The organism is Mesorhizobium sp. BR1-1-6 (assembly GCF_020165355.1).
Lineage (GTDB): Bacteria > Pseudomonadota > Alphaproteobacteria > Rhizobiales > Rhizobiaceae > Mesorhizobium.
Map to the genome: position 1 here is coordinate 299,240 of NZ_JAIUHZ010000007.1, position 22,148 is coordinate 321,387.

The 22,148-nt window shown below is 64.2% G+C and carries 19 protein-coding genes, 1 tRNA gene and 1 pseudogene; 13 read left to right on the forward strand and 8 right to left on the reverse strand.

What is annotated here, in order from left to right:
- Positions 1 to 15: 15 nt before the first annotated feature.
- The 3 genes from LB545_RS16905 to LB545_RS16915 form a co-directional block, all read right to left on the reverse strand.
- On the reverse strand, positions 16 to 171 hold the full coding sequence (locus LB545_RS16905; RefSeq protein WP_181168359.1) for a hypothetical protein: 156 nt from the start codon (positions 169 to 171) through the stop codon (positions 16 to 18).
- A gap of 56 nt (positions 172 to 227) precedes the next feature.
- A tRNA-Ala gene (locus tag LB545_RS16910) sits at positions 228 to 303 on the reverse strand.
- A 173-nt stretch (positions 304 to 476) separates the two neighbouring features.
- Positions 477 to 866, reverse strand: a complete 390-nt coding sequence (locus LB545_RS16915; RefSeq protein ID WP_140497238.1) for a TIGR02300 family protein — start codon at positions 864 to 866, stop codon at positions 477 to 479.
- Between the two features lie 207 nt (positions 867 to 1,073).
- On the opposite strand from LB545_RS16915, the gene aroA reads away from it, so the two are divergent.
- The 3 genes from aroA to rpsA all read left to right on the forward strand — a co-directional run bounded on the left by aroA (position 1,074) and on the right by rpsA (position 5,249).
- A complete protein-coding gene (aroA, locus tag LB545_RS16920; protein ID WP_140624910.1) occupies positions 1,074 to 2,432 on the forward strand; it encodes a 3-phosphoshikimate 1-carboxyvinyltransferase in 1,359 nt (452 codons plus the stop codon).
- Positions 2,433 to 2,695: 263 nt separating this feature from the next.
- The gene (gene cmk, locus LB545_RS16925) at positions 2,696 to 3,346 is read left to right on the forward strand and encodes a (d)CMP kinase (protein ID WP_140497244.1); all 651 of its coding nucleotides are present in this window, start codon (positions 2,696 to 2,698) and stop codon (positions 3,344 to 3,346) included.
- A 205-nt stretch (positions 3,347 to 3,551) separates the two neighbouring features.
- Positions 3,552 to 5,249, forward strand: coding sequence for a 30S ribosomal protein S1 (gene rpsA, locus LB545_RS16930; RefSeq protein WP_140497246.1), 1,698 nt, complete (start codon positions 3,552 to 3,554; stop codon positions 5,247 to 5,249).
- A 111-nt stretch (positions 5,250 to 5,360) separates the two neighbouring features.
- On the opposite strand, the gene LB545_RS16935 is transcribed toward rpsA, so the two are convergent.
- The 4 genes and pseudogenes from LB545_RS16935 to LB545_RS16950 form a co-directional block, all read right to left on the reverse strand.
- Positions 5,361 to 6,068, reverse strand: a complete 708-nt coding sequence (locus LB545_RS16935; protein ID WP_224705502.1) for an SDR family NAD(P)-dependent oxidoreductase — start codon at positions 6,066 to 6,068, stop codon at positions 5,361 to 5,363.
- A gap of 212 nt (positions 6,069 to 6,280) precedes the next feature.
- Entirely contained in the window at positions 6,281 to 7,861 is a 1,581-nt protein-coding gene (locus LB545_RS16940; RefSeq protein WP_140556907.1) for a 5-guanidino-2-oxopentanoate decarboxylase, read from the reverse strand.
- Positions 7,861 to 8,532: a TetR family transcriptional regulator C-terminal domain-containing protein gene (locus tag LB545_RS16945; protein ID WP_140497252.1), complete on the reverse strand. Its 672-nt coding sequence runs from the start codon at positions 8,530 to 8,532 to the stop codon at positions 7,861 to 7,863. Before LB545_RS16945 ends, LB545_RS16940 begins: the two co-directional genes overlap by 1 nt.
- Positions 8,502 to 9,364, reverse strand: a pseudogene (locus LB545_RS16950) (dimethylarginine dimethylaminohydrolase family protein). The gene LB545_RS16945 and the pseudogene LB545_RS16950 overlap by 31 nt, the downstream one beginning before the upstream one ends.
- A gap of 211 nt (positions 9,365 to 9,575) precedes the next feature.
- On the opposite strand from LB545_RS16950, the gene LB545_RS16955 reads away from it, so the two are divergent.
- The 7 genes from LB545_RS16955 (at position 9,576) to LB545_RS16985 (ending at position 15,883) form a co-directional block, all read left to right on the forward strand.
- Positions 9,576 to 10,391 (forward strand): ABC transporter ATP-binding protein, encoded by an 816-nt coding sequence (locus LB545_RS16955; RefSeq protein WP_140497256.1) that lies wholly within the window; start codon positions 9,576 to 9,578, stop codon positions 10,389 to 10,391.
- A 53-nt stretch (positions 10,392 to 10,444) separates the two neighbouring features.
- Positions 10,445 to 11,245 (forward strand): transporter substrate-binding domain-containing protein, encoded by an 801-nt coding sequence (locus LB545_RS16960; protein ID WP_140512875.1) that lies wholly within the window; start codon positions 10,445 to 10,447, stop codon positions 11,243 to 11,245.
- 287 nt (positions 11,246 to 11,532) lie between these two features.
- Positions 11,533 to 12,198 carry an ABC transporter permease gene (locus LB545_RS16965; protein ID WP_140512873.1) on the forward strand — a complete coding sequence of 222 codons (666 nt, stop codon included), beginning with the start codon at positions 11,533 to 11,535 and terminating at the stop codon, positions 12,196 to 12,198.
- The gene (locus LB545_RS16970) at positions 12,198 to 13,007 is read left to right on the forward strand and encodes an ABC transporter permease (protein ID WP_140512871.1); all 810 of its coding nucleotides are present in this window, start codon (positions 12,198 to 12,200) and stop codon (positions 13,005 to 13,007) included. Before LB545_RS16965 ends, LB545_RS16970 begins: the two co-directional genes overlap by 1 nt.
- Before the next feature lie 96 nt (positions 13,008 to 13,103).
- A complete protein-coding gene (locus LB545_RS16975; protein ID WP_224705504.1) occupies positions 13,104 to 14,105 on the forward strand; it encodes an Ldh family oxidoreductase in 1,002 nt (333 codons plus the stop codon).
- Positions 14,106 to 14,343: 238 nt separating this feature from the next.
- Complete coding sequence (locus LB545_RS16980) at positions 14,344 to 14,625, forward strand: hypothetical protein (protein WP_224705505.1); 282 nt, start codon at positions 14,344 to 14,346, stop codon at positions 14,623 to 14,625.
- Positions 14,626 to 14,869: 244 nt separating this feature from the next.
- The gene (locus tag LB545_RS16985) at positions 14,870 to 15,883 is read left to right on the forward strand and encodes a complex I NDUFA9 subunit family protein (protein ID WP_140512867.1); all 1,014 of its coding nucleotides are present in this window, start codon (positions 14,870 to 14,872) and stop codon (positions 15,881 to 15,883) included.
- Here the strand turns inward: LB545_RS16985 and LB545_RS16990 are convergent.
- Positions 15,867 to 17,237, reverse strand: a complete 1,371-nt coding sequence (locus tag LB545_RS16990) for a cytochrome P450 (protein WP_140512865.1) — start codon at positions 17,235 to 17,237, stop codon at positions 15,867 to 15,869. The genes LB545_RS16985 and LB545_RS16990 overlap by 17 nt on opposite strands.
- 231 nt (positions 17,238 to 17,468) lie before the next feature.
- Between LB545_RS16990 and LB545_RS16995 the strand changes: the two genes are divergently transcribed.
- The 3 genes from LB545_RS16995 (at position 17,469) to LB545_RS17005 (ending at position 22,001) form a co-directional block, all read left to right on the forward strand.
- A complete protein-coding gene (locus LB545_RS16995; RefSeq protein WP_140497272.1) occupies positions 17,469 to 18,038 on the forward strand; it encodes an NADPH-dependent FMN reductase in 570 nt (189 codons plus the stop codon).
- A gap of 346 nt (positions 18,039 to 18,384) precedes the next feature.
- On the forward strand, positions 18,385 to 20,856 hold the full coding sequence (gene gyrB, locus LB545_RS17000) for a DNA topoisomerase (ATP-hydrolyzing) subunit B (RefSeq protein ID WP_224705507.1): 2,472 nt from the start codon (positions 18,385 to 18,387) through the stop codon (positions 20,854 to 20,856).
- 227 nt (positions 20,857 to 21,083) lie between these two features.
- Positions 21,084 to 22,001 carry a hypothetical protein gene (locus LB545_RS17005; protein ID WP_140497276.1) on the forward strand — a complete coding sequence of 306 codons (918 nt, stop codon included), beginning with the start codon at positions 21,084 to 21,086 and terminating at the stop codon, positions 21,999 to 22,001.
- Positions 22,002 to 22,148 lie beyond the last annotated feature (147 nt).

Here is a 22,148-nt window from a genome sequence, read left to right on the forward strand (position 1 = left end):
CAAACAGGAACCGTTTTAGTCAATGGCCGCATATTGCGTAAGCACCGGCGCGCCCGACGGCAGCGAAATCGGCAGGCAGCCCAGCATCAGTGGAGCGGGCGGCCAGAACGAAACCGCCGCGTCGACCGCCTGAGCGGCGCGCTTCAGGCTGCGGCGGGCAGCGATGTCCAACAATTCCGAAGCTGAATCCGGTTTCTACAACCCCGAAATTTGGAAAAGTGACTGTTTGGTGGAGCCAATCGGAATCGAACCGACGACCTCTTGAATGCCATTCAAGCGCTCTCCCAACTGAGCTATGGCCCCACTTCCGGCAGTCAACCGGCGCCGTTTCCGGCGAAGAGATCCGGCGCGGGTTGGAGACCGCGCCGTTAGTGCAGGCGGCTTCTAACCCCGCCCTTCGTCAATATCAAGCCTTCATCAGCGGCTTTTTCTTCACAAGCTGCGAAAGCCGGCAAACGCTTGCGTTCCCGGCCTTGTCAGACCTCGTCGTCGTCGTCGCCGACGCCGATCATGTCGGCGACATCGTCGTCCTCTTCCTCTTCGTCGGCGAGGAACGTATCGTCCTCGTCGTCGCCCAGGTCGACATCATCCTCGTCGTCGCCGAGATCGGGCAGATCGTCGCCCTTGACGTCTTCGTCAGCCTCTTCGAGCGAGACGACTTCTACGCCCTCCTCGTCCTCGGCGTCCACTTCCTTCTCGGCCACTTCCTCTTCCTCCTCGAGGGCGGCGATCTTGCCTTCCTCGAAATAGGAACGCGGATAGGTCTTGCCGGTATAGGGCGAGACGATCGGGTCCTTGTTCAGGTCGTAGAATTTTCGACCCGTTTCAGGGTCGATACGCTTTGTGCCAAGTTCGGTTTTTGCCACGGCAAGCCTCGTCGATAAAAGAGTGGTCCCCTTAACCACTGTTTGCAGCGCTGTCAAAGCCAAAAGCCGGCGTCACAAAACCATGCGTTGAAAGGCCTAGCGTCAAGTGACGACCATGGGGGATGACCATTTCGGCCCACCGTGATACGAGACCGCCGCAACAAATGAAAAGCGCCGGCCCGCCGGCATTCCGTCCAGGGAAATTCCATGTCTCACGCCGCCGCTTCCAAGCCGGCCACCGCCCGCAAATGTCAAGCGCTTTCCGGTACGGCGCGCGTGCCGGGCGACAAGTCGATCTCGCACCGCTCCTTCATGTTCGGCGGGCTCGCCTCCGGCGAGACCCGCATCACCGGCCTGCTCGAAGGCGAGGACGTGATGCGCACCGGTGCCGCCATGAAGGCGATGGGCGCGCATATCGAGAAGCGCGGCGACGAATGGGTGATCCGCGGCACCGGCAACGGCGCGCTGCTGCAGCCGGAAGGGCCGCTCGACTTCGGCAATGCCGGTACCGGCTCGCGGCTGACCATGGGGCTGGTCGGCACCTATGACATGGAAACGACCTTCATCGGCGATGCTTCCTTGTCAGGCCGGCCGATGGGCCGCGTGCTGGAGCCGCTGCGCCAGATGGGCGTGCAGGTGCTGAAGGCAACGCCCGGCGACCGCATGCCGATCACGCTGCATGGGCCAAAGCATGCCGCCCCGATCACCTATCGCGTGCCGATGGCCTCCGCGCAGGTGAAATCGGCGGTGCTTCTCGCCGGCCTCAACACGCCGGGCATCACCACCGTCATCGAGCCTGTCATGACGCGCGACCACACCGAAAAGATGCTGCAAGGCTTTGGCGCCAATTTGTCGGTCGAGACCGACGAGCGCGGCGTGCGCCATATCTTCATCGAGGGCCAGGGCAAGCTCACCGGCCAGACGATCGCCGTGCCGGGCGACCCATCCTCGGCCGGCTTCCCGCTGGTGGCCGCGCTGATCGTGCCGGGTTCCGACATCGTGATCGAAAACGTGCTGATGAACCCGACCCGCACCGGGCTGCTTTTGACTTTGCAGGAGATGGGCGGCCAGATCGAGATCTTGAACCCGCGCAATGCCGGCGGTGAGGATGTCGCGGACCTGCGCGTGCGTTATTCCGAACTCAAGGGCGTCACCGTGCCGGCCGAACGGGCGCCGTCGATGATCGACGAATATCCGGTGCTGGCGGTTGCCGCCAGCTTCGCCGAGGGCGAGACGCTGATGCAGGGGCTGGAGGAACTCAGGGTAAAGGAATCCGACCGGCTGTCGGCGGTCGCCAATGGGCTCAAGCTCAACGGCGTCGACTGCACAGAGGGTGAGGCATCGCTCGCGGTGCGCGGAAAGCCCGGCGGCAAGGGGCTCGGCGGCCATCCCAATGGCCCGGACACGACCGTGCAGACGCATCTCGACCACCGCATCGCCATGAGCTTCCTGATCATGGGGCTGGCGACCGAGAAGCCGGTGACCATCGACGACGCCAACATGATCGCGACAAGTTTCCCGGAGTTCATGAGCCTGATGACGGGGCTTGGGGCGGAGATCGGGTGAGAGTTGATGGGTTGGGGCCAAACTGAAATGCCGGCAGGACAGCGCCCCCCTCTGTCCTGCCGGACATCTCCCCCACGAGGGGGGAGATCAGCCGTCACAGCGGCCTTCGCAAATCGCCCGCGTTGCAGAAGTGAGCGAGGCGTCGGAACTGCCAATCTCCCCCCTTGTGGGGGAGATGTCCGGCAGGACAGAGGGGGGCGCGACGGATCGCAAGCTCTCTCCGGACCGCTACGCTGTTCGGTTTCAGGTATGCTGGCCTGCCAATGACACACGTCTTCACCATCGCCATCGACGGTCCGGCCGGAGCCGGCAAGGGCACCCTCGCCCGGCGTCTGGCCGATCACTACCGACTGAACCTGCTCGACACCGGCCTCACCTACCGTGCCGTCGCCCATGCCTTGCTGCGGCTTGGCTTGCCGCTCGACAATGTCTCGGCGGCCGAAACGGCAGCACGTCAGGTTGACCTGGCGAAGCTCGACCGGGCCGTCTTGTCGGCGCATGCTGTTGGCGAAGCGGCCTCGAAGGTCGCGGTGTTTCCGACCGTGCGGCGCATCCTGGTGGAGAAACAGCGCGAGTTTGCCAAATCCCCCCCGGGCGCCGTGCTCGACGGTCGCGACATCGGCACCGTGGTGTGCCCCGATGCCGACATCAAACTCTATGTGACCGCGAGCGCCGAAGTGCGGGCAAGACGCCGGCTGGCCGAGATCGAGAGCATCGGCGGCACGGCTGATTTCACCGAAATCCTCGCCGATATCCGGCGCCGCGACGAGCGTGACATGGGCCGCGCCGACTCGCCCTTGAAGCCTGCCCCCGACGCGCACTTGCTTGATACCAGCGAAATGGCTATAGAAGCCGCGTTTCTCGCGGCCAGAGCTGTCATCGACGACGTGCTGTCCAAGGGAAACAAGGCCTGATCCGGGTTTTTCCTCGTGCTTCCGTTGCTGGAGGCGAAGAAAATACCCATATCGGGCACGAACCAGCCTGCCAGCATTCTTCATGCGCCGGACTTGCCGCCTTAAGCGGCCAAGGGCTCTTTGCCCGGAACGCCGGCAGGCCAACGCAACGCTAACCCACGGCGCACGCTCCGCTAAAAAGATGCGGGGCATTCCAGGAGAAACAATGTCTGTAGCAAATCCCTCTCGCGATGATTTCGCGAGCATGCTCGAAGAATCATTCACCGCCGGCCATTCCGGCGAGGGCCAGGTTGTCCGGGGCACGATCACCGCGATCGAAAAGGACATGGCCATCATCGACGTCGGCCTCAAGGTCGAAGGCCGCGTGCCGCTGAAGGAATTCGGCGCCAAGGGAAAGGAATCCACCCTCAAGGTCGGCGACACGGTCGAAGTCTATGTCGAGCGTATCGAGAACGCGCTTGGCGAAGCCATGCTGTCGCGCGAGAAGGCTCGCCGCGAAGAGAGCTGGGTGCGTCTCGAAGAGAAGTTCACCAAGGGTGAGCGCGTCGAAGGCGTCATCTTCAACCAGGTCAAGGGTGGCTTTACCGTCGACCTCGACGGCGCGGTGGCGTTCCTGCCGCGCAGCCAGGTCGACATCCGCCCGATCCGCGACGTCTCGCCGCTGATGCACAACCCGCAGCCTTTCGAGATCCTCAAGATGGATCGCCGCCGCGGCAACATCGTGGTGTCGCGCCGCACCGTGCTCGAGGAGAGCCGCGCCGAACAGCGTTCGGAAATCGTGCAGAACCTCGAAGAGGGACAGGTTGTCGAAGGCGTGGTCAAGAACATCACCGACTACGGTGCGTTCGTCGACCTCGGCGGCATCGACGGCCTGCTGCATGTCACCGACATGGCATGGCGCCGCGTCAACCATCCGACCGAGATCCTCAACATCGGCCAGACGGTCAAGGTGCAGATCATCCGCATCAACCAGGAAACGCACCGTATCTCGCTCGGCATGAAGCAGCTCGAGAGCGATCCTTGGTCGGAGATCGGCACCAAGTTCCCGATCGGCAAGAAGATCAAGGGCACCGTCACCAACATCACCGACTACGGCGCGTTCGTCGAGCTGGAGCCGGGCATCGAAGGCCTCATCCACGTTTCGGAAATGTCGTGGACCAAGAAGAACGTGCATCCCGGCAAGATCCTGTCGACGACGCAGGAAGTCGATGTCGTGGTGCTCGAAGTCGATCCGGCCAAGCGCCGCATCTCGCTCGGTCTCAAGCAGACGCTGGAGAACCCGTGGGAGGCTTTCGCTCGCAGCCATCCGGTCGGCAGCCAGGTCGAGGGCGAGGTCAAGAACAAGACCGAGTTCGGCCTGTTCATCGGCCTGGAAGGCGACGTGGACGGCATGGTGCACCTTTCCGACCTCGACTGGACCCGTCCGGGCGAGCAGGTGATCGAGGAGTACAATCGCGGCGACATGGTCAAGGCGCAGGTGCTCGACGTCGACATCGAGAAGGAGCGCATCTCGCTCGGCATCAAGCAGCTGGCCCGCGACACGGTTGGCGAAGCGGCGACTTCAGGCGAGCTGCGCAAGAACGCCGTCGTCACCTGTGAGGTCATCGGCGTCAAGGATGGCGGTCTGGAAGTGCGGCTGGTGGAAAGCGGCATCGAGACCTTCATCAAGCGCTCCGACCTTTCCCGTGACCGCGACGAGCAGCGCCCCGAGCGCTTCACCGTCGGCCAGAAGGTCGACGCCCGCGTCATCGCCTTCGACAAGAAGACCCGCAAGCTGCAGGTCTCGATCAAGGCGCTGGAAATCGCCGAGGAGAAGGAAGCGGTCGCCCAGTACGGCTCGACCGACTCCGGCGCCTCGCTGGGCGACATCCTGGGCGCCGCGCTGAAGAAGCAGGGCAGCTAATCGCCCTTTCGCACAGGCCCGAAACAAAACCCCGCCGGAGCGATCCGGCGGGGTTTTTCTTTGTCGGAAACTCGGACGCAGCCCGAGGATCGTCGAAGTCAACTATGCGCGTTATGCGCGACCGTAGAGCGGCACCAGCGTGCCGCTCATCGCCTGGTTGGCGGGCGAGGCAAGGTAGGCGATGGCCTCGGCCGCCGCTTCAAGGCTGACCCATTTGCTGAAATCGGCATCCGGCATGTCGGCACGGTTGGCCGGCGTGTCGAGCGTCGAGGGGGCCACCGCATTGACCAGGATGCACTGGTGCTTCAGCTCTTCCGCCATCGCCACCGTCATCGCCGCGACCGCTGCTTTGGAGGCGGCATAGGCGACCATGCCCGAGCCGCGGCGCGGATCGAGCCCGGCGCGTGCCGTGACATTGACGACGCGGCCGGCGGTGCCCGCCGCCAGCATCGAGCGCACCGCCGCACGGCTGCACAGGAACGCGGTGCGGGCATTGGTATCCATCATCTCGGCAAAGGAGGCGGATTCGATCTTCTCCACAGGCGCCTTGGCAAAGCCGCCGGCCAGATGGATCGATCCCCACAGGGCGGGAACCTGGGCATAGAAGGCTTCGACCTTGGCGGAGTCCGACAGGTCGACATTGTGTGCCAGCCTGACGTTCTCGTGGGTGGTGAAAGGGAAATGCGAAGGTGCCGCGGCATGGGCGTTCGGCACATGGCAGACCGCGCCCTCGCCCAGCAGCTTGCCGACGACCGCGCCGCCGAGCGCACCGGTCCCACCGGTCACAACGATGTGCCTGCCCCGAAGTGTTTCCGTCATCCTGGACCGCTCCTGTCTTTTTTTGATTATGTCGCTTGTTTCGCCGCGCCGACGCGAAGCGTCGCGCCTTTCGTGCGATCACTCAATTGATATCTCGACATGGCAGCCGTCGCGTCTTTGCATGTGTCGGGCAGCGGCGATTGTTGCCGCGCAAAAGCCAAGCCGGCGAATGACCACGATGCAAGTAGGAAAATCGACGCCGGCGTGAAGCTTCACTCGACCGTGATTTCGATGACGCGCGGCAACCCCGTTGCCCGGGCGCGCTTCAGCGCGAGTGGTAAGGCGCCGGTATCGGCGATCCGTTCGGCGCCGATGCCATAGGCCTCGGCCAGTTTGCAGAAATCCGGCGGTGCCGGGGACACGCCGACGGGTTCCACGCCGACGTCGAGCATCGAAGTCTCGATCTCGCGATAGCCCCTGTTATTCCAGACGACGAAGATAACGGGTGCCGCGGCATCAAGCGCCGCGCCAAGCTCGGGTAAGGTGAACTGGAAGCCACCGTCGCCGGTGAGGCAGACGATCGGCGCGTCTGGCATGGCGAGCGCCGCGCCCACCGCCGCCGGCGGGCCGTAGCCCAGCGCGCCGAAGCCGGTGGCGGCGTTGAACCAGCCGCCCGGCCGGTCGTGATCGTAATAGAGGTTGGCGGCGTAGACGGGCTGGGTGGAGTCGCCGACGATGATCGCGCCCGGCAGGGCGTCGCGGATGGCTTCCACCGCGTGGACCTGCGCCGCATGGACGGGGGTCAGTTCGGCGCGAGCCGCCTTTCGCGCCGCCGCGGCGCGGTTCTTCCCGTCCTGCCTGCCCGCGTCGACCGAGCCGAGCGCGGCAAGCAAGGCTTCGATCGCCTCGGCGCAGTCGGCCTGGATGGCCACCGTCGCCGGACGGCGCGCCAGCTGATCGGCGCCGATGTCGATGCGGATCAGATTGGCCGGCAGGACAAATCCGCCATCGCCATAGCCGTCATAATCGGTCGGGCCGAACTCGGTGCCGGCGGCAATGACCAGATCGGCCTCGCCCATCAGCGCGCGGATGGCTTTCAGGCTGGGACTGGCCGGTACGCAGAGCGGATGGCGGTGGAGCAGGCCGCGCGCATTGGTCGTCTCGACGACCGGCGCGCCCAGCCTTTCGGCCAGGCGCCGCAGCGCATCCTCGGCGCGCTTGGCGCCGCCGCCGGCCAGGATGAGCGGGTGCCGAGCCGCCGCACAAAGGCTGGCCGCCGCGGCGATGGCCGTCGCCCCGGCAGCCGGTGGCGCGGCATTGCTCAGCACCGCCGCGATCCCATCGGCAGGCTTGACCATGACGTCGGTCGGAATCTCGATATGCACCGGGCCCGGCCGCGACGAGGAAAACAGCGCGAAGGCACGGGCGAGCGCGCCGGGCAGTTCGCCGGCCTCGGTGATGCGTTGCGAAAACAGCGCCACCTTTTCCATCATGCCGCGCTGGTCCGGCAGCTCGTGCAGGAAGCCCAGGCCCTTGCCAAGCGTCGGCGTGGCGTTGACGCCCGAGATTACCAGCATCGGCACCGAATCGGCGCGCGCCTGTGCCATGGCGGTGATGGTGTTGGTCAGACCCGGGCCGGTGATGACGAAGGCGACGCCCGGCCGGCCGCCGGCGCGCGCATAGCCGTCGGCCATGAAGCCCGCGCCCTGCTCGTGGCGCGGCGTGACATGGCGGATCCTCGAACGCGCCAACCCGCGATAAAGCTCGACCGTGTGGACGCCGGGAATACCGAACACGGTGTCGACGCCATGCGCCTCGAGCAGTGAAATCAACGCTTCGCCAATGGTGGTCATTAGTGTTCTCCCCTTTCCGGCTCGAGGCCGAGCTCGGCTTCGACAGCCTTGATCCCAATCGCCGCCAATTCGCCGGGCGAGAACATCTCGCCGGCCAGGCAGCCTTCGATCCAGAGTCCGTCGATGATCGCGTTGATCGCGATGGCATGGTGGCGCAACTGGCTTGCGTCCGGCTTGCACTGTTCGGCGGCGAGCACTTCGGCCACAACCGCCTCCACCTCGTTGCGAAAGCCGAGATAGCCTTCGCGGTGGGCACGGGCCAGGGTCGGATCCGCACCGGCGCGGCCGATGAAGGTTGCCCAGAGCGAAAAAACCCGCGCGTCGATGATCGGCGCGTTGAGGTTGGCGGTGACGAAAGCCGCAAGGCGTTGCCGCGGCGAGGCATCTTCCATGACCAATGCTGCTTTCGCCTGCTCGGTCATGCGGCCGACCAGTGCCGTATAGGCCTCCTGCAGCAATTCTTCCTTGCCGGGGAAATAGTGCCGGATCAGCCCGGCGGTAACGCCGGCCCGCAATGCGATGGTGCGCAAGGTGGCGCCCTGCAGCCCATGTTCGGCCACGCTGTCCAGAGTCGCCTCGATCAGATCCTGCCGCCGCCGCTCCTCGCCCTCGCGACGGAACTTGCGGCGGGATGGCGCATTCATTGGCGCAGGATCGGCCGCGTCAGGCATGTCGGCCCACCTTCGCAGGCGATGCAGAGCGCATCCGCCTCGAAGACTTCAACCATGCAGCCGACGGCCTCCATCGCGGCCTTGGTCTTGGGAAAGCCTGCAACGGCAATGACATTGAGCGGGCTGGTCGGCAGTACGTTAAGGCTGAGGCCGTTGGAAGCAGCGAACTCCTCGGCATCGCCTTCGACCAGCCGGATGCCGCGTGCTGATAGAACGGGGCCGGCAAAAGCGGCGAATAAACCAGCGCGAGGTCGTCCGCCAACGGGCTGATCACCGACATCAGATGCAGGCACGCCTCTTCGCCCTGCCACAGCGGCAGATCAAAGCCGTAGACGGAAACGCCCAGCGGCGTCAGCAGGTTGGAAACCTGCTGGATGCCTTCCTGGTTGGAGCGGACACCGCGCCCGATCGCCAGCGTGCGGGCGTCTACCCAGACACAATCACCGCCTTCGACCTGACCGGGAGCCTCGACGCGGCCGAGGATCGGAATGCCCAGCCTTGTGTAGGTTTCCTCATGCAGCGAGGGCTCCCTGGCGCGTAGTGGCTTACCCATGGACAGGATCAGCGCGCCGCGACCGGTCATCAGCGATGGGTCGTGCGTGAACACCGAATCCGAAAGTCCGTCGGCCTTGTCTTCGATCCATTCGATTTCAGCGCCGGAAGCCGCTACCAACTCAGCAAGGGCCGCGTGCTGCGAGGCAGCTTTCGCCGGATTGAACCCCGGGCCATAGTGCCAGGCAGATCTGTCGGCGTCGCGCATGGCGTTGGCCGCCGACCGCATCAGCACGCGCCGCAGCGTCGCCGCCATGGACTGTGATCCGAAAGCGCTCATCGGTGCCCTTTTTAGCTGAAAAAAATCGAGAAAATTTCATGAAAGGCTATTTATACACTTGCACAACAAGGCCGCAAGTGCCGTAATGAGCGGGATTGACGGGCTCGCGCAGTTGGGTCCATGCTGAAGTCTGGAGCGGGGCAGTACAGCGTATGTTGATTAGCCGGGTAGACGTTCGACGAGCTGCCATCGACTACACGGAGGTCACCTGTTGAGCACGGCGGGAGTTGCCGCAGCCCCATCCGGTGAGGCGCAAAATGGCGCCGCCGAAGCCATCCACGTCGAGAACCTGCACAAGAAATTCGGTGAGCTGCACGTGCTGAAGGGCGTCTCGCTGTCGGCGCGCGACGGCGAGGTCATCGCCATCATCGGCGGTTCGGGCTCAGGCAAATCGACGCTGTTGCGCTGCATCAACTGCCTGGAGAATCCGACCAGCGGCATCATTCGCGTCAATGGCGAGGAGATCAAGCTGAAGGCGGACAGCCACGGCCATACCGTGCCGGCCGACCGCAGGCAGATCGAACGCATCCGCTCCAAGCTCGGCATGGTGTTCCAGAATTTCAATCTGTGGAGCCACATGACGCTGATCGAGAACGTCATCGAGGTTCCCGTGCATGTGCTGGGCGTCAAGCGCGACGCGGCGATCGCCCAGGCCGAAAAACTGCTCGTCCGCGTCGGCCTCGCCGAAAAGCGGGATGTCTATCCGGCCTACCTGTCGGGCGGCCAGCAGCAGCGCGCCGCGATCGCTCGCGCATTGGCGATCAATCCGCGCGTCATGCTGTTCGACGAACCGACCTCGGCGCTCGACCCCGAACTGGTCGGCGAGGTGCTTAGAGTGATCGGCGATCTGGCGCGCGAAGGCCGCACCATGGTGCTGGTCACCCACGAGATGAAGTTCGCGCGCGAGGTCGCGACGCATGTCGTCTATCTCTACAATGGACTGGTCGAGGAGGAAGGCCCGCCGGAGCAGATCTTCGGCGCGCCCAGATCCGAAAGGCTCAAGCAATTCATTCGCAACATCGGCTAGCAAACCGAGGGCGGAAGAAAACCGGGAACCAACAACAAACTGGGAGTCGTGAAATGAAGACTGTTCTGAAGACGTTCGCCGCAGCGCTGCTGCTCGGCGTCGCCGCCATGGGCGTAGCCAAGGCCGATCCGGTCAAGATCGGCATCGCCGCCGAGCCGTATCCGCCGTTCACCTCGCCGGATGCTTCGGGCAAATGGGTCGGCTGGGAGATCGAGTTCATCGACGCCGTCTGCGCCGAGGAGAAGCTCGACTGCGTCATCACGCCCGTCGCCTGGGACGGCATCATCCCGGCGCTGACCACCAAGAAGATCGACCTTATCGTCTCTTCGATGTCGATCACCGACGAACGCAAGAAGACGATCGACTTCTCGGATAAGTACTACAACACGCCGACGGCGATCATCGGACCGAAGGACCAGAAATTCGGCTCCGCGCCGGACGATCTCAAGGGCAAGATCCTGGGCGTCCAGGTATCGACCGTGCATGCCGTCTACGCCAAGAAGCATTTCGGCGCCACGGCATCCGAGATCAAGGAGTACCAGACGCAGGACGAGGCCAACAACGACCTTGCCGCCGGGCGCCTCGATGCGGTGCAGGCCGATTCCATCGCGCTTGGCGAGTTCCTCAAGACCGACCAGGGCAAGGCCTGCTGCGACCTGAAGGGCATGGTGGCTCCGGACGACGAAGTGCTCGGACCGGGCGTTGGCGCCGGCGTGCGCAAGGAAGACACCGAGCTGAAGGAAAAGATCAACGCCGGCATCAAGGCGATCCGCGCCAATGGCAAGTATGACGAGATCTCGAAGAAATACTTCGATTTCGACATATATGGTGGCAGCGGCGCGCAGTCGAACTGACGTGGCGATGCCACGCAGCCGGACTGACGTAGCATCGCCACGCAGTCGGACTGACGTGGCGATGCCACGCAGTCGGACTGACGACCTTCGCATGGGCTGGAAGACAAGGCGCTGACGCCAAGTCCTCCAACCCGACCTTTCCCACGCACCCTTGCCGCCGGCGGCTTGCGCCGGCGGATTGAGCCAGCAATCCGGGGGCGAAGCTGATCGATTCATTTCTTCCGGCCTCTGCGGCCGGCATTATCGAACTCCTGTCGCCCGCGCCCGTCGGCTGGGGCGGGACGCTCATGCTTGGGCTGCTGCATTCGCTTGAGATCGCCGTCGGCGCCACGATCGTCGGACTGTTGATCGGAACCGGCGGTGCCTATGGCAAGCTTTATGGCGGCCCCGTGGTGCGCGACCTGCTGGCGGTCTACACGACCATCGTGCGCGCGGTACCGGAACTGGTGCTGATCCTGCTCCTCTACTACGCCGGTACCGACCTGATAAACCAGATGCTGACCGCCATGGGCTATCAACGCATCGACATCAGCGGGCTGGTGGCCGGCATCGCGGTGCTCGGTTTCGTCCAAGGCGCCTACTCGACCGAGGTCATACGCGGCGCCATCCTTGCCGTCCCACAAGGCCAGATCGAGGCCGCCCGCGCTTACGGCATGTCTCCCGGCCTTCTCTTGCGGCGCATCACGTTGCCGGCAATGCTGCCCTTCGCCATTCCAGGTCTCGCCAATCTCTGGCTGATCGCCACCAAGGATACGGCGCTGCTGGCCGTGGTCGGCTTCTTCGAATTGACGTTGGCGACGCGGCAGGCGGCGGGCGTCACCAAGGCCTATCTGATATTCTATCTCGCGGCCGGCATGCTCTATCTGGCCGTGACGCTGTTTTCGAACCTCATTCTTGGTCGCGTCGAGAAATGGGCGCGGCGCGGCATGCCTTCGATCAAGGAAGCACACTGATGGCGAGCGAAGCGGCCATCATCAACAGCGCGGCTCGCGCCTCGCTCTGGCTGCAACCGCATCGCATCGTGCTGATCCTGATTGCGCTGGGGCTGGTGCTGTCCGCTGCGTTCTTCATGCGCTGGGACTGGCTGCCGCAATATTACGGCCTGGCCCTGCTCGGCATCTGGCGCGCGCTGTGGATCCTGGCCGTCACCTGTCTGTTGGGCTTCCTGATCGCCGTGCCGGTCGGATTGGCACAGGCTGGCGGCCCGATCTGGTTCGCGGCGCCGGCGAAGATCTTCTGCACCATCATCAGGGGAACGCCGCTGCTGTTACAGCTGTGGCTGCTTTACTACGGGCTGGGTTCGTTGTTTCCGCAATATCCGTGGATCCGGGAATCCTGGATGTGGCCCTATCTCAGGCAGGCATGGCCTTACGCCGTCCTGGCGCTGACGCTCTCGTTCGCGGGTTACGAGGGCGAAGTGATGCGCGGCGCCTTTGCCGGCGTGCCGAAGGGGCAGCTCGAAGCCGCACGTGCGTTCGGCATGAGCCGCTGGAAGATCTTCCGGCGTATCTGGCTGCCGCAGGCCTTCTACCGGGCGCTGCCGACGCTGACGGGGGAAACCGTGCTGCAGTTGAAATCGACGCCGCTGGTGGCTACCATCAGCGTCATCGACATCTTCGCCGTTTCGTCGAAAGTCAGACAGGACACTTACCTCACCTATGAGCCCTTGCTGCTGCTTGCCTTGATCTATATGGCGATCACCGGCATTCTGGTCTTCGCCTTCGGCAGGATCGAGGCGCGGATTCCGAACAAGATCGGCTAGGGACCTAGTGAGTAGGGGTTAGTGAGTAGGAAGTGGCTAGTCGCCACCACCCATTGCTGACTACTCACTACTCACCACTCACTAAAGGCAGTCGCCATGCAACTCAGTCTCGAACAGGCAACCGGGCTGTGCCGCATGGCGGCGCTGGGTGCGGGCGCCAACGAGGAAGCGGCGCAATCGCTCACCGCCTCGATCATATCGGCCGAGGCGGAAGGACTCTCGACCATCGGGCTGTCGCATTTCATCGACTATCTCGAAGCGCTGGAGGCCGGCCGCATCGACGGCAATGCCGAGCCGGTGATCACCCGGCCGGCGCTAGCAGTCTATCTTTCCGATGCGCAAGGCGGGCTGGCGCATACCGGCTTCGACCGCACGCTCGACGAGCTCGCCAAGGCGGCAAGACTGTTCGGCGTCGCCATCTTTTCGCAGAAGAATGCCTATACATGCGGCGCCCTCGGCTACTTTACCGGAAGGCTGGCAGCGCAGGGGCTAGTCTCCTTCGCCGCCACCAACGGTCCCGCCGTGCTTGCCGGTTCGGGCTCGGTCAAGCCGGTCTATTGCACCAACCCGATGTCCTTCGCCGCACCCGCCGCCGACGGTCCGCCGCTGGTCATCGACCAGTCGTCGAGCGCCACCGCCTTCGTCAATATCCGCAAGGCGGCCGAGGACGGCAAGAAGATCCCCGAAGGCTGGGCGCTCGATGCCAGCGGCAATCCCACTACAGATCCGGCCGCAGCCATGAAGGGGGCCATGCTCGCCTTCGGTGGCCAGCGCGGCGCCAACATCGCGCTGATGGTCGAGGTGCTGGCGGCGGGTCTGTCGGGGGCAAACTGGTCGCTCGATGCGCCCTGGTTCACCGGCGGCCCGGACAATCCCGGCACCGGCCTGTTCGTGCTGGCCGTCGAGCCCAAGCTGCTCGATCCGGATTTCGAGCAGCGGATGAAGGATCAGCTCGACCGGCTGCGCCGGCGCTACGGCGTGCACATACCGGGCCGCTCCCGGGCCGAGGCGGCGGAGAAGGCCGCGGCACGGGGCATCAAGGTCTCCAAGGCCGTGGTGCAGCGCATTTCCGAATTCGCCGAGCGCTATTCGGCCTGAACTAAATTCTTCTTTTCAGCTCATCAGCTGCCGGCGCCTGCCCGCGGCATGGCCATGCGTGTTTTTTTCGCGCGCGGTCTGAACCTTTTCGAGCGTCGGGGCGACCAATGCCTGTCCAGGGCAGGATGAGCTTGCCCGATTCAGACCGGGGGAACAGCAAGTCACATCGAAACCTGCTCCACGCCAAGGCATGCCCTTCGCGTCCCGGAAAGCCCAACCTCAATGAAAGGATACCACCATGACCAGCACCAAGACAACCATTCTGACCGCAGTCCTTCTCCTCGGCTCGTTCATGGGCGCGACCCAGGCGGCCAACCTGAAGGCCGCGCCGGTCAAGCCGTCCAGTCCAGGCGTCATTGCCGCGCCGGGCGGCGGCGCTACCGAGGACCACTATTGCAAGAACGGTCACGCGAAATTCGCCAGTTGCAGCGCCGATTTCATCGCGGCCTGCAAGAAGGCCGGTGGCACCATGTCGGATGTCCAGGGCTGGGGTGGGCGTACTTGCTTCACGCCCTCCTGATACCGTCTCAGGTCAGGCCGCTCCGTCGGCCCCTGGCTTCGCATGGATGTCATCCGGAAAACCCCGCCTCGGCGGGGTTTTCTGCGTCAGGCAAGGCGTTCTGAAGCGCATTTGTCCTGATGCAATTCCCAAGCTGTTTTTCCTGGGAAAGCCGCTTCACAGCGACGACGCGTCACCCTTTGCGTTTGACGCGAAACGGATTATGAAACGGCTTCAGCCAAGCTTTCGAGCGCCGGAGCCAGCCATGACCGAAATCCTGCAGACCCCCAAGCTCGTCGTCATTTTCGGCGGGTCGGGCTTTGTCGGCCGCCACGTGGTGCGGGCCTTGGCCAAGCGCGGCTATCGCATCAGGGTCGCCTGCCGCCGGCCCGATCTCGCCGGCCATTTGCAGCCGCTCGGCAATGTCGGCCAGATCCAGCCCGTGCAGGCCAATGTGCGCGTGCGCTGGTCGGTCGATCGCGCCGTGCAGGGCGCCGATCATGTCGTCAACCTGGTTGCCGTGCTGCATGAGAGCGGGCGGCAGAAATTCACGGCCGTGCACGAATTCGGCGCTCGCGCCGTGGCCGAAGCGGCACGCGCAGCGGGCGCCGGCCTGACCCATATTTCGGCCCTGGGCGCCGACCTGGAAGCCGCATCCAACTATGCACGCACCAAGGCGCTTGGTGAAAAGGCCGTTCTGGAGACGATCAAGGACGCCGTGATCCTGCGGCCGTCGATCAATTTCGGACCGGAAGATAGTTTCTTCAACCGCTTCGCCAACATGGCGCGTTATTCGCCGGCACTGCCGCTGATCGGCGGCGGCCACACCAAGTTCCAGCTGGTCTATGTCGGCGACGTCGCCGAAGCGGTGGCGCGCTCGGTCGATGGCAAGGTCAAGGGCGGTCAGATCTACGAGCTTGGCGGCCCGCAGGTGCTTACTTTCAAGGAAAGCATGCAGGAAATGCTCGCGGTGATCGAGCGCAAGCGCCTACTGGTTCCGGTGCCGTGGTGGGTGGCGAACCTGCAGGCGTCGATCCTGGGCCTCTTGCCCAACCCGCTGCTGACCAAGGACCAGGTGCTGCAATTGCGCGAGCATAATGTCGTGTCGGAGGAGGCCGCCAAAGCCAACCGCACGCTCGCCGGCCTCGGCATCCAGCCGCATGCGCTCGGGACGATCCTGCCAAGCTATCTCTGGCGTTTTCGCGCGGCCGGCCAGTTCCAGCGCAAAACCGGCGGTCTGAACATAGGCCGACGGCGGGCGATTACAGGCGCGAAGTGATCCGCATGGGCAGCCCGCCTTGCGGCTGGGTGGTCAGCTTCTGGACTGGCCACGGCCTGGTTTGCGCGATGGAATCGAAGCGGAAACGCGACAGCAGGACGGCGAGCGCGATGATCGCTTCCTGCATGGCGAAGCTGGCGCCGATGCAGACGCGCGGCCCGGCGCCGAACGGCAGATACTGAAAGCGGTCGATCTTTTCGCGGTTGCCCGGATGGAACCGCTCCGGCATGAACGCGTCCGGCCTGTCCCACAGCTTCCTGTGACGGTGGACGACCCAAGGCATGACCAGCACGGCCGCGCGCCCCGGGATGTGGAGATCCCTCCAGTTCTCCGGCTCGATCGGCTCGCGGTTGATCGACGGCGCCGGCGGATAGAGCCTGAGCGCCTCGTCGAAGGCGGCGCGGGTGAGCGGCATGGCGTCCAGCCATCTGGTCGGATCGGGCTCGCGCGCCAGCACGGCATCGATCTCGCGCTCGATCTTTTCCCGCTCCCATGGCGCCTCGGCCAGGCAATAGAGCGTCCAGCCCAAGGCTCGCGCCGTGGTCTCATGGCCGGCACCGATGAAGGTGATGATGTTGTCCTCGACTTCCGAGCGTGTCAGCCCGTCCGGCCCCTCGGCCTTGAGCAGGAGGGTCAGGAAATCCTGCGGCACGGCATCGGCATCGCGCCTGAGTCTCTGTTCGCGTATCTTGACCGTATTGCTGACGATCTTGCGGAAATAGGCCATGGTCTTGCGGCCGCGGATGCGGGTAAGCCGCGGCAGCCATTCGGGCGCGCGCAGCAGGTCTAGCGGATCGACGCGGCCCATGGTCTCGAACAGCCGGTCGATCTCCTTGGCGAAACTGCCCGGCTCCCCCGCGATTTCCCCGGAGAACAGCGTCTCGGCCAGGATGTCGTAGGTCAGCAGCGTCATGTCGTGGGCAATGTCGGAGATGCCGCCATCCTCGTAGCGGGAGGCGAATTCAAGCGTGCGCTTGAGCATCGGTCCCGCGAAACCAAAGATGTGACGCGGCGTGAACACCGGCGCCATCGCCTTGCGCGAACGCTTCCAGACCTCGCCTTCGGCCGTCAGCAAGCCGTCGCGCAGGATCGGCCGCAGGATGAGCTGGCGCACCGTCGCCATCTTGTAGTTCCTGGCATTGTCGACCAGGACATGGCGAATGAGGCCCGGGTCATTGGCGATGACCAGCGGTCCACCGACGCCGTTCACCGAGATCCAGGGCTCGTTGTAGGTCGGCTCTCCCCACAGCTCGAGCGGGTTGCGGTAGACGATGCGCATCATCTCCAGCGTCGAGGGCGGCGATGTGCGCGGCCTCGGCGCCGGCGGAACGAAGGGGGCGGGCTGAGTGTCCATGGCTGCTCCGCTGGCAAGCGCGTCGCGCTAGTCCTTGCCTCCGTTCGATGTAGTGACTGACGCACGGCGCGTCCATGTGGCCTGACGGTAAAAGCCCGTGCCCCGACGGGACGGAGCGATGCTCCCATCATCCGATTGTGACCGCTCGCCAAACGGCGCGGTCTTGTCCATGACGGCGCTCTGCCGTAGGTCACAGTCACCAACAGATACCGTCAATCGAAGGAGCCCGCCTTGAAGCACCAGTTGAACATCATCATCGGCAGCACCCGGCCGGGCCGGGCCGGGCCGGTTTTCGCTCACTGGCTGGAGCGGTTCGCGCGCGAGCACGGCAAGTTCGAACCGGTGCTGACCGACATCGCCGCCTTCGATCTGCCGGTGCTGGACGAGCCGCACCATCCCAGGCTCGGCAACTACCTGAACGATCATACCAAGGCCTGGTCGAAGGCCGTCGATGCCGCCGACGCTTTCGTCTTCGTGGCACCGGAATATAATTACTTCGTCGCACCGGCCATCGTGAACGCGATCGACTATCTCTCGCGCGAATGGAAATACAAGCCCGCCGCCATCTTCAGCTATGGCGGCGTTTCCGGTGGCCTGCGCGCAGCACAGGCGCTCAAGCCGCTGCTGACCTCCGTCGGCGTCATGCCGGTTCCGGAAGGCATCGCGCTGCCGCTGTACCAGAAGCTGCTGGGGACCGACGGCTCCTTCGAAGCGAGCGAGCAGGTGCAGGGCGGGGCAAGAACCATGCTGGAGGAGTTGCTGCGCTGGAGCGAGGCGCTGAAGCCGATGCGCGCCGGCTGATGCAAGCCGGCTCGCCCGCGCCGTAGACAGGCGGAATGTCGGCAAACGACCGAACCGTGGGCGGTTCGGCCTGCGTTTGCCATGCGCTTTGCTGCTGATGCTTTTGATGGCCGCCATCGCGGCAGCCGGCGCCAAGATAGAAGTTCACGATCAAAATTCCTGCGCGACCGGCTGGCTAAGGTCAAAGCCTCTCGCCAATAGCTGGCCGACGGTGCGCTTTTCCGCCCGGAAATGCCTGCAAACCTTGGAAAAACCACCTTTAACGCCTATATCTAGGCCATATTGAAAGCGCGATTCGGGGGCGATTTTTCGCGCTCCACCAGCCGCCTCTAGACAACAGGTTTTCATGAGCGACCAGACTGAGAACGCCAACGGCGCCGAAGCCGAATACGGCGCAGATTCCATCAAGGTTTTGAAGGGCTTGGATGCCGTCCGCAAACGGCCCGGCATGTATATCGGCGACACCGATGACGGTTCGGGCCTGCATCACATGGTCTATGAGGTCGTCGACAACGCCATCGACGAGGCACTGGCCGGTCATGCCGATCTCGTCACGGTGACGCTCAATCCCGACGGTTCGGTCACCGTCATCGACAATGGGCGCGGCATTCCCACCGATATCCATCCCAGCGAAGGCATTTCGGCAGCCGAAGTGATCATGACGCAGCTGCATGCCGGCGGCAAGTTCGACCAGAACTCCTACAAAGTGTCCGGCGGCCTGCACGGCGTCGGCGTCTCTGTGGTCAACGCCCTGTCGGCCTGGCTGAAGCTCAAGATCCGCCGCAATGGCAAGATCTTCGAGATGAGCTTCACACACGGCAATGCCGACGCGCCGCTGAGCGTTACCGGCAGCTATGAACAGGACAAGCAGCCCGGCACCTATGAAGGCCGCAGCGGCAGCGAGATCACCTTCTTTCCGTCGTCCGAGACCTTCACGATGGTCGAATTCGATTTCGGCACGCTGGAGCATCGGCTGCGCGAGCTTGCGTTCCTGAATTCGGGCGTGCGCATCGTGCTGACCGACGCCCGCCACGCCGACGTCGTGCGGCATGAGCTGCACTATGATGGCGGCCTGGAGGAATTCGTCAAATATCTCGACCGGGTCAAGAAACCGCTGATCGACAAACCGATCGCCATCAGGGCCGAGCGCGACGGCATCACCGTCGAAGTGGCCATGTGGTGGAACGACAGCTACCACGAGAATGTGCTGGCCTTCACCAACAACATCCCGCAGCGCGACGGCGGCACCCATCTCGCCGGTTTTCGCGGCGCCCTGACGCGTCAGATCACCGGATATGGCGATTCCTCGGGCCTGACCAAGAAGGAAAAGGTCTCGCTGATCGGCGACGATTGCCGCGAGGGGCTGACGGCAGTACTGTCGGTCAAGGTTCCCGACCCGAAATTCTCCTCGCAGACCAAGGACAAGCTGGTCTCCTCGGAAGTCCGGCCCGTGGTCGAAGGGCTGGTCAACGAGGCGCTCGGCACCTGGCTCGAAGAACATCCGAGCGAAGGCAAGGTCGTGGTCGAGAAGGTGATCCAGGCCGCGGCGGCGCGCGAGGCCGCGCGCAAGGCGCGCGACATCACCCGCAAGACCTCGCTGGGCGTCACCTCGCTGCCCGGCAAGCTTGCCGACTGTCAGGAACGCGATCCGGCGAAGTCCGAGATCTTCATCGTCGAGGGCGACTCGGCCGGCGGCTCCGCCAAGGGCGGCCGCTCGCGCCAGAACCAGGCCATCCTGCCGCTGCGCGGCAAGATCCTCAATGTCGAGCGCGCCCGCTTCGACCGCATGCTCAGTTCCGACATGATCGGCACGCTGATCACCGCGCTCGGCACGTCGATCGGCAAGGACGAATTCAACGCCGACAAGCTGCGCTACCACAAGATCATCCTGATGACCGACGCCGATGTCGACGGCGCGCATATCAGGACGTTGCTGCTCACCTTCTTCTTCCGGCAAATGCCGGAATTGATCGAACGCGGCCATCTCTATATCGCCCAGCCGCCGCTTTATAAGGTGACGCGCGGCAAGAGCTCGCAATACATCAAGAACGAAAGCGCGTTCGAGGAATTCCTGATCGGCTCGGGACTGGAAGAAGCCTCGCTCACGCTCGGCTCCGGCGAGGTTCGCGCCGGACAGGACCTGCGGGCGGCGATCGACGATGGGCTCGCCGTGCGCCAGCTGATCAACGGCCTGCACACGCGCTACAACAGAGGCGTCGTGGAGCAGGCGGCGATCGCCGGCGGGCTTAATGCCGACATCGTCGCCGATCTTGGCCGCGCCAATGCGATGGCGGAGCGGATCGCGCAACGTCTCGACATCATTGCCGAGGACACCGAGCGCGGCTGGACCGGCCGGATGTCGACTTCGAATGAGGGTATCGGCGGCTATGTCTTCGAACGCACGGTGCGCAGCGTCAAGGAATACGCCCATCTCGATATGGCGTTGATCAATTCAGCCGATGCGCGACAGCTCGACCGCTACGCGCAGCGGCTCAGCGACGTCTATGGAGCGCCGCCCGTGCTGCGCCGCAAGGATGTCTCGGAACCCATCTCGGGACCGTTGGCACTGCTCAACGCGGTGTTCGCGACCGGCCGCAAGGGCCTGACCATGCAACGCTACAAGGGCCTGGGCGAGATGAACGCCGAGCAGCTTTGGGAAACCACGCTCGATCCGAACGTGCGTTCGCTGCTGCAGGTCAAGGTGAACGACGCCACCGACGCCGACAGCCTGTTCTCGCGGCTGATGGGCGACGAGGTCGAGCCGCGGCGCGAGTTCATCCAGGACAACGCGCTGTCGGTGGCCAATCTGGACATTTAATCCGGAGTCATCCCGGGACCATTGGCGCGCGTCGGTCGCGCCAGTGTTTCCCTTGCGAGATTCATTCGAACCGCCGGAACGGAAGCTTCTTTCCAGCATTGTGACAGTATCGATCACAATTCCTGGCGAAGGAGGCTCCCATGGGACGCGGCATCTTGCTCTGGTTACTCGGGGTTCCAATCCCGATCATCCTTCTCATCATGCTTTTCGCGCGATAGGGGGCTGTCATGCAGTCCACCCTTTCGATCACGGATGATCCCGGCGCGGTGGAATCGTCCGCCACCGCTATCAGCTGGGGTCCGATCATCGCCGGTGCCTTCGCCGCCTCGACATTGACCTTCATCCTGATGCTGCTCGGCTCCGGCCTGGGGTTGAGCATGGTCTCGCCATGGTCGGGCTCAAGCGCCTCTATCACCAGCTTCGCGGTTTCGACCGCGGTGTGGCTGATCGTCGTGCAATGGCTGTCATCCGGCCTCGGTGGCTATCTTGCCGGCCGGCTGCGCACCAAATGGGTGGGCGTGCATACCGACGAGGTTTATTTCCGGGATACGGCTCATGGCTTCCTGGCATGGGCGCTGGCGACGCTGCTGGTCGTCGGCGTGCTCGGCTCGGCGCTGTCGGCGGCTGTGGGTTCCGGCGTCCAGGCTGTATCCAGCGTGGCCGCCGGCGCCGCCCAGGGCGCTTCGGCCGGTGCATCGGCCAATGCAGGCGGGGCATCGACGGACAATGCCACATCCTATCTGGTGGACTCGTTGTTCAGGCCGGCGGACGCGGCGAGACTGGCGGCAGCCAATCCGCAAAACGACGCGGCGGCGGCGGCGCAGGCATCGCGCATCCTGGTCGCCAGCGCTGCGGCTGGCGAGGTTTCGCCCGAGGACAAGACATACCTGTCGCAGCTGGTCGCGGCACGCACCGGCCTGTCGGAAGCAGACGCCAAGACGCGTGTCGATACGCTGCTGGCAAAGGCGCAGGACGCCAAGGCCAAGGCCCAGCAGGCGGCCGATACCGCCAGGAAGGCGAGCGCCACATTTGCGCTTCTCGGCGCCCTGTCGCTGGTCATCGGCGCCTTCATCGCCAGCGCCGCGGCCGCCCTCGGCGGCAGGCAGCGCGACGACGAGGAGGCCGTGTTCCTGACCAGCCGTTGAACATCGTCCCAAGTCCAAAACTGAAGAAGCCCGGCGAGCCGGGCTTCTTCATGCGGACAATGTGACCGGGTCAGTGATCCATGGCCTTGACGATTTCCTCGGTCATCTTCTTGGCGTCGCCGAGCAGCATCATGGTGCCGTCCTTGT

Bases quoted from the DNA above. Each gene is read 5' to 3' on its own strand.
- LB545_RS16940 (WP_140556907.1), bottom strand. From the start codon at position 7,861: ATGACCACCATTGGCGAAGCGTTGATTTCACTGCTCGAGGCGCATGGC.
- LB545_RS16975 (WP_224705504.1), top strand. From the start codon at position 13,104: ATGCAACTCAGTCTCGAACAGGCAACCGGGCTGTGCCGCATGGCGGCG.
- LB545_RS17005 (WP_140497276.1), top strand. From the start codon at position 21,084: ATGCAGTCCACCCTTTCGATCACGGATGATCCCGGCGCGGTGGAATCG.
- aroA (WP_140624910.1), top strand. From the start codon at position 1,074: ATGTCTCACGCCGCCGCTTCCAAGCCGGCCACCGCCCGCAAATGTCAA.
- LB545_RS16990 (WP_140512865.1), bottom strand. From the start codon at position 17,237: ATGGACACTCAGCCCGCCCCCTTCGTTCCGCCGGCGCCGAGGCCGCGC.
- LB545_RS16980 (WP_224705505.1), top strand. From the start codon at position 14,344: ATGACCAGCACCAAGACAACCATTCTGACCGCAGTCCTTCTCCTCGGC.
- cmk (WP_140497244.1), top strand. From the start codon at position 2,696: ATGACACACGTCTTCACCATCGCCATCGACGGTCCGGCCGGAGCCGGC.
- LB545_RS16945 (WP_140497252.1), bottom strand. From the start codon at position 8,532: ATGCCTGACGCGGCCGATCCTGCGCCAATGAATGCGCCATCCCGCCGC.
- LB545_RS16985 (WP_140512867.1), top strand. From the start codon at position 14,870: ATGACCGAAATCCTGCAGACCCCCAAGCTCGTCGTCATTTTCGGCGGG.
- LB545_RS16965 (WP_140512873.1), top strand. From the start codon at position 11,533: ATGCTTGGGCTGCTGCATTCGCTTGAGATCGCCGTCGGCGCCACGATC.
- gyrB (WP_224705507.1), top strand. From the start codon at position 18,385: ATGAGCGACCAGACTGAGAACGCCAACGGCGCCGAAGCCGAATACGGC.
- LB545_RS16960 (WP_140512875.1), top strand. From the start codon at position 10,445: ATGAAGACTGTTCTGAAGACGTTCGCCGCAGCGCTGCTGCTCGGCGTC.
- rpsA (WP_140497246.1), top strand. From the start codon at position 3,552: ATGTCTGTAGCAAATCCCTCTCGCGATGATTTCGCGAGCATGCTCGAA.
- LB545_RS16970 (WP_140512871.1), top strand. From the start codon at position 12,198: ATGGCGAGCGAAGCGGCCATCATCAACAGCGCGGCTCGCGCCTCGCTC.
- LB545_RS16935 (WP_224705502.1), bottom strand. From the start codon at position 6,068: ATGACGGAAACACTTCGGGGCAGGCACATCGTTGTGACCGGTGGGACC.